This is a genomic window from Flavobacterium sp. (assembly GCF_035760125.1).
In the GTDB taxonomy this organism is placed as follows: Bacteria; Bacteroidota; Bacteroidia; order Flavobacteriales; family Flavobacteriaceae; genus Flavobacterium.
Genome location: NZ_DASTTN010000064.1, coordinates 1 through 5,321, shown reverse-complemented (window position 1 = coordinate 5,321; position 5,321 = coordinate 1). Strand labels below are relative to the sequence as shown.

General features: G+C 36.2%; 5 protein-coding genes. 3 read left to right on the top strand and 2 right to left on the bottom strand.

Features of this window, described 5'->3' with window-relative positions; genetic code table 11:
* The coding region (locus tag VFS71_RS02705; protein ID WP_326399232.1) for a response regulator at positions 1–486 on the top strand (486 nt) is incomplete at its 5' end.
* A gap of 29 nt (positions 487–515) precedes the next feature.
* Here VFS71_RS02705 and VFS71_RS02700 read toward each other — a convergent pair.
* Both VFS71_RS02700 and VFS71_RS02695 read right to left on the bottom strand, forming a co-directional pair.
* On the bottom strand, positions 516–2,759 hold the full coding sequence (locus tag VFS71_RS02700; RefSeq protein ID WP_326399231.1) for a tetratricopeptide repeat protein: 2,244 nt from the start codon (positions 2,757–2,759) through the stop codon (positions 516–518).
* Positions 2,760–2,908: 149 nt separating this feature from the next.
* Entirely contained in the window at positions 2,909–3,085 is a 177-nt protein-coding gene (locus VFS71_RS02695; protein WP_326399230.1) for a hypothetical protein, read from the bottom strand.
* A 289-nt stretch (positions 3,086–3,374) separates the two neighbouring features.
* On the opposite strand from VFS71_RS02695, the gene VFS71_RS02690 reads away from it, so the two are divergent.
* Both VFS71_RS02690 and VFS71_RS02685 read left to right on the top strand, forming a co-directional pair.
* Complete coding sequence (locus VFS71_RS02690; RefSeq protein ID WP_326399229.1) at positions 3,375–4,625, top strand: TolC family protein; 1,251 nt, start codon at positions 3,375–3,377, stop codon at positions 4,623–4,625.
* A gap of 16 nt (positions 4,626–4,641) precedes the next feature.
* On the top strand, positions 4,642–5,321 hold a 680-nt coding region (locus VFS71_RS02685), incomplete at its 3' end, for an HlyD family secretion protein (protein ID WP_326399228.1).

Here is a 5,321-nt window from a genome sequence, read left to right as displayed (position 1 = left end):
TTTTATGTTAAATTTAAAAAAGCGAAACCTCTTAAAGATACTTTTGTCGAATTGATGCCCCATAAGGTAATCCGAAGAATAGCAAGTACCAATAACTTGGACTCATTGCGTATTTTGATCGTGGAAGACAATAAAATTAATATGTTTCTGGCCAAAACATTAGTTAAAAGGATTATTCCCAATGCTATTATTTTGGAAGCTATAGATGGGCAGGAAGGCGTGGAGCAATTTGAAATCAATAATCCCGATTTAATTTTGATGGATATCCAAATGCCTATAAAAAACGGATATGATGCAACTATAGAAATTAGAAGCCATAAAAAAGGCGATAAAGTACCCATCATTGCTTTAACTGCGGGAATTATGGTAGGTGAAAAAGATAAATGCCTAGAATTTGGTATGAATGATTACGTCTCAAAACCAATAATTGAAGATGATCTGGATGCTATACTTCATAAATGGTTACCTCAAAAACAATTATCGTAGGTTGTTCTAAAGAAATTATAATTATACAATTATTGCACCCCTAAATTTTTAAACAATTCCTGATAATTTGGATTGTTTGGATCCAATTGTTTCAATTGAAAAGCCGTTTGTTGCGCTTTTGTCTGGTTTCCAGTTTGGATGTAAACAAAAGTAAGCGCATAATACAAATCTGGTACATCAGGATTTATTGCAATTCCTTTTTGCAAAACAGTTTCGGCTTCTTTGAATTTTTTCTTAGCATTGAGCATCAGCCCATAATTATAGTATACCCTCGGGTTTTGTGATTTTAAGGCTATGGCTTTGGTAAAAGAAGCTTCGGCGGCAACAGTATTATTCATTTCATTATAAAGCAAGGCCAGATTGTAATAAATGCGTTCGTTGTTTGGGTCATTTTTCATGGCCTTTTGCAATACCTGCAAGGAAGCATCGTTTTTGCCAACGGCATTATATAGTGAAGATAAATTGAGTAAGGCATAATTCATTTGACTGTCTTTTTTGAGGCCTTTGAGATAGAAAGACTCTGCACTGGCATAATCCTGTATTTTAAGATAATAATCAGCCAGCATTATATTTCCTGTTGAAAAGTCGGTTTGATACTTAAGAAAGCCAATTAATTCTTTATTGGCACTTTCAAAAGCATTTGTAAACTGACTTGGAAATTGATCTTTCGGCAGACTTACAAAAAGATCAGCTGCAGCGATACGGACCGCTCTTACTTTATCAGATAATAAAGGACCAACATTTTTGGTCCAATTGTTTGGAGGAAAAATGGATAAACTGCGTAAAGCCCTGTAGCGTACCTGGGCATCTTTGTGGTTTAAACAGGACAAAAGGGTGTTCAAACTTGTTTGGGTATCAAAACTTCCCAAGTAGAAAGCCGCGGTTGATTTAATGATGTCGGGGATGTTTTGGGTATTGATTAATTGTATTAAATGAGATTCGCTATCGTTGTCCAGTTTGCTTCCGGGAATCAAATCATCTGCAAAATGGTATTTTCGGTTCGGGCCATACCATTTGATTACCGCATCGGCCAAGGTCTTTTCTGATTTGTCTTTATGACAGTTGCTACAGGCATTTGGAGTGCCATATTTGACTGAAAGGTCGGGACGGGGAACTCTAAAACTGTGATCATGACGCAAATCATTTCCCATATACAATTTACCCGGCATATGGCAGTTTACACAAAGTGAACCTTTTGAATCGGGTGTGTGAAAAGTGTGTGCCGCCGTGTCATATTTTTTTGGGATATGGCATTGTACGCACGTCTGATTATTGATGTGTTTCAGTTTGGTACTGTGTGGATTGTGGCAATTACTGCATTTTACACCTTTGCTGTACATTTTACTTTGTAAAAAAGAAGTGTAAATATAATCTTCATCATTTATTTGTCCATCGGCATGAAAAAATTCGGTATCTGGAATTTGCGGAATGTAATTATCCATTATTTCTTTACTGTCGATATGTTTCGGACTGATTTCGGATACACGGGCGTGACAGGGAGCACAAGTGTTGATTTGTTCCAATTGCCCTGAATTTTTACCTAATCTCATAAAACTGCCGATTACTTTATCTCCAGATTTGTAATCAGAACCATTTATGTATCCCAAATGTTTTTGTCCTGCTCCATGGCAACTTTCACAGCTAACATTGATGATACTATAACTCGTTTTATAAGTATCGGTTTTAGTGTCGTAATTTTTGTGTAAGTTGGTCGAGTGGCAAGTAGCGCACATCGTATTCCAATTTTGGGCATTTCCAGTCCAATGTAGCCAATCGTGTGAAGGTATTTTTTGGCCAGCATACTGATTGTACCATTTTTTTTTGTTGACATCCCAACTTAAGCGAGGCACTTGCATTCTTCCCCCCGGAAAATGTACCAGATATTGTTGTAAAGGTTTGTATCCAAAAATATATTTTACTTCAAAATCATGATTTTTGCCGTCACTTCCTTCGGTATTGATGAAAAACTTTGAACCTTTTTTATAGAATTTGCTGGTAATGCCATCAGCTTTGAAAGTCACATTATTAAAATCTCCTTTTACAGTCGAATCATTGGCAGGAAGCATTGACATATAATGGTCGGATTGTTTCCATTGATGATGTTCGGAAGTATGGCATTTTACGCAAGATTTATCTCCTACGTAAGCATTGTTATCTGAGAGTACTTCGGTATATTCAGCATCTTTTGAACTGCAACTGTCCACAATAAAAACTCTGAAAATGACAAAGAGAATAAGAAGGATTACAATAACAATTGATGATTTTTTGAGCATGAAGAATAAGTTTTCTCAAAAATATAGAATTATAAAATAGAAGCAAAGGGATTTTTAGTAATAAATTACCTGTAAATAAGTTTTTTGCATAAAAAAAAGAGTGTTTGAAGGTTACAAACACTCTTTAGGATTATTATAAATTAATTACATTACGCTTTCTTTTCAGACTTTGCTGTGCAGCAAGATTTTTTTGATTTGTCACACGCCTTTTTTTCTTTGGCAGTGCATTCTTTTTTAGGAGTTTCTTTTGGCTTAGTTTCTTGAGCGCTTGCATTCATACCTGCTGAAAAAAGAGCTACTGCCAAAACGGTGATTAGGTTTTTCATATTTTTTGGTTTTTTGATTTTAATGATGAACCAAAATTATTGTTTTTTTTGAACGACAGATATTAATTAACTTTTTTATAACTCAATACGGCCATTGTATTTAATGTAATAATATAAAATGATGGAAAATAGATTTGTAATATCCTTAAATGAGATTTCTTTAGGTACCATGATTCTAATGATTTAATCAAATATTTCAATCCAAAAAAATCGTATATTCGTTATAGTGAAGCTAAGAAAATGACGACCAAAAAAATCAAAGCTAAAGAGATTAAAATCTGAAACCTAAATGAAAGAACTCTTATTATTTTTTCTGCTTTTTGGTTTATGTACCGCAAATGGGCAAATAACCATTGATGATTGTCAGGAAAAAGCGAAAGCAAATTATCCTTTAATTAAGCAATACGATTTGATTGCGAAGTCGTCAGACTATACCATTTCCAACGCCAACAAAGCTTATCTTCCACAGGTAAGCATAACAGGAATTGGGGGATATATTTTCGCTGGTTTACCCGAATTTTCATCGCCGGGTTCTTCATCAGGAGAACCAAATAAAGCCCAATTTATAGGGATTGCCCAAATCAACCAAACAATTTGGGACGGAGGTGCCACACGAACCCAGAAAGATATTATCAAAACGGCTGCCGAGGTCGAAAAATCGAGTGTCGGTGTTGCGCTGTATTCCATTCGCGAACGCGTTAATCAATTGTTTTTTGGGATTTTGTTAATCGACGAGCAAAACAAACAATTGGATATTTTATTCGAAGAGTTGAATCGGGGACTGAAGAAAGTACGTCTTTCAAAAGAAAACGGATTGGCCTATGCTTCTGATGTGGATGAAGTTAAGGCCGAAATGCTCAATTTGGAACAGAAAAAAATTGAATTCAATTATACGCGAAAAGGTTACGTGCAAATGTTGTCTTATTTAATCGGGCAGGAACTTGATGAAAATGTAAAGCTGGAGAAACCCATAGTGATTGAGCCATCGGGAAGTCTGACAAACAACAGACCCGAATTGAGTTTGTATTCCAATCAATTAAAACTTGTCGAATCCCGTTCTGCAATAAATCAGGTTGTCCTAATGCCCAAAATTGGTTTAATAGGAGCAGGAGCTTTAATTGAGCCTGGGTTGAATTTTGGTTCCTCAAAGTTCAATGGATTGGCACTTGCGGGAATCAGCATGTCCTGGAGCACCGCCGGACTTTATAAAAGTAGCAACAATAAAGAATTGGATAAAATAGAAATGGATAAAATTACCAATCAACAGGATGTGTTTTTATTCAATAACAAACTGCAGTTGACACAGGCCAATAGCGACATCGAAAAGCAAAAAGCCATTATTGCTAAAGATGGAGAAATCATTACTCTGAAAGGCAATGTCAAAAAATCAAAACAGCTGATGTATGACAACGGCTTATGTTCCATGAATGATTTGCTGTCTTCGATCAACAAAGAGAACGAGGCGATTGGGAATCAGGCGTTGCACAATATTCAATTGCTGATGAGCCTTTACAATTACAAAACGATAAGCGGTAACTAACATTAATTATATAAAAATGAATTTCAATTTTTATAAAACAAGCATTATGACTTTTTGTATTGCCCTTGCTTCCTGTGGTAATAGCGAAAAGGCCAATGAAGCTTCGGGAACCTTTGAAGCCACCGAAACCATAGTGTCGGCTGAAGCCAATGGGAAAATTTTGAAACTGAACCTTAATGAAGGAGATGAGTTAAAGAACGGACAAAAAGTAGGCGTTATTGACAGCACCCAATTGTACTTGACCAAAATGCAATTGAAGCAAAATGGGAAGGCCATTTTATCGGGACGTCCAGACAGTAAAGTCCAAATTGAGGCTTTGCAGAAAGAGCTCGAAAGTGCGGTTAAAGACAAAAAACGAATTGAAAATCTAGTAAAAGGAGCTGTGGCTTCGCAAAAACAGCTTGACGATGCCAATTATCGAATTGCAATTCTGCAATCCAAAATCGATGCGTTGAACAGTCAATTGGCAACAACAACCAATAATCTAAATGAGCAAAGCGGTACTGTGGGCATTCAATTGGCACAGGTTGAAGACCAAATCAAAAAATGCAACATTGTCAATCCCGTTTCGGGAACGGTGTTGACCAAATACGCCAACGAGTACGAAATGGCGACTGTAGGCAAACCCATTTATAAAATAGCCGATTTGTCCACTCTCAAATTGAGAGCTTATATTACTGCTTCGCAATTTGCCAA

Bases quoted from the DNA above. Each gene is read 5' to 3' on its own strand.
- VFS71_RS02700 (WP_326399231.1), bottom strand. From the start codon at position 2,759: ATGCTCAAAAAATCATCAATTGTTATTGTAATCCTTCTTATTCTCTTT.
- VFS71_RS02695 (WP_326399230.1), bottom strand. From the start codon at position 3,085: ATGAAAAACCTAATCACCGTTTTGGCAGTAGCTCTTTTTTCAGCAGGT.
- VFS71_RS02690 (WP_326399229.1), top strand. From the start codon at position 3,375: ATGAAAGAACTCTTATTATTTTTTCTGCTTTTTGGTTTATGTACCGCA.